This is a genomic window from Synechococcus sp. F70.1, from assembly GCF_047502745.1.
GTDB lineage: Bacteria > Cyanobacteriota > Cyanobacteriia > Thermostichales > Thermostichaceae > Thermostichus.
On the sequence record NZ_JANSJL010000099.1, the window covers coordinates 1 to 1,066 of the forward strand.

The window sequence follows — 1,066 nt, forward strand, 5'->3', positions numbered from 1 at the left end:
GGGTTTAATAGGGGTAGAGTTCCCCCTTCGGGGGGATCCCTAGAAATTGGAAACGTTTTGGTGGAAGCAGACACTGGCTTGCTAAGCGAAGCAGCGTTCCCCCTTCGGGGGGATCCCTAGAAATTGGAAACAACCTCCTGTAGGTAGAGCCTGTAGGTAGAGAATGACGAATCGTTCCCCCTTCGGGGGGATCCCTAGAAATTGGAAACGCCCAATTACTCACATACCACTTCCCAAAGTATTCAGGACGTTCCCCCTTCGGGGGGATCCCTAGAAATTGGAAACGGACAAGACAATCGTCGTGGTAGGCAACGACTTAGGTGCTGTTCCCCCTTCGGGGGGATCCCTAGAAATTGGAAACACCTAAGTTATCCTCCACATTGGCGGCCATATTGAAGGCCTGTTCCCCCTTCGGGGGGATCCCTAGGAATTGGAAACACTACGCCGCCGACTTGCAGGTTAGCGTCTTCGTACTCAAGTTCCCCCTTCGGGGGGATCCCTAGAAATTGGAAACTCTAACTCTACTTCATGCTTCTGTGAAGCTACACAGGCTTGTTCCCCCTTCGGGGGGATCCCTAGAAATTGGAAACAGGTCCCGCATAAGCAAAACACACCCGTCGATGCCGAGATTCTCGGGTTCCCCCTTCGGGGGGATCCCTAGAAATTGGAAACGACTAATCAAACCAAGTGGGGTCCAAATAGTCGGACAGCTTGTTCCCCCTTCGGGGGGATCCCTAGAAATTGGAAAGGTGTAAACTATCGCTGGATCGGGGTTAATACCCTCACTAATGGTTCCCCCTTCGGGGGGATCCCTAGAAATTGGAAACAACTTGTTGGATCCCTTGCCACCTTGGGGTGTATTTGTTGAGTCAGTTTCCCTGCAGTGAGGGATCCCTAGGGATGGGGAAAGGACTCAACAGCTTGCACCGGCTGGCGCGTCAGTATGCGCTTCGAGTTCTGGATGCTGCCGGTATAACCCTCAATGGCTCACAGCCCTGGGATATTCAAGTTCACGACGAGCGGCTCTACCTGCGCTGCCTGCTCTATGGATCCCTGGGCTTTGGCG

General features: G+C 53.3%; 1 pseudogene and 1 CRISPR repeat array. The pseudogene reads left to right on the plus strand.

The features are described from left to right. Window positions 1-18: 18 nt before the first annotated feature. Window positions 19-827: direct repeats of the CRISPR family, unit length 36 nt; unit sequence GTTCCCCCTTCGGGGGGATCCCTAGAAATTGGAAAC. Between the two features lie 37 nt (window positions 828-864). Next, window positions 865-1,066: pseudogene (locus NW860_RS09840) on the plus strand (hypothetical protein); the annotation flags it as partial.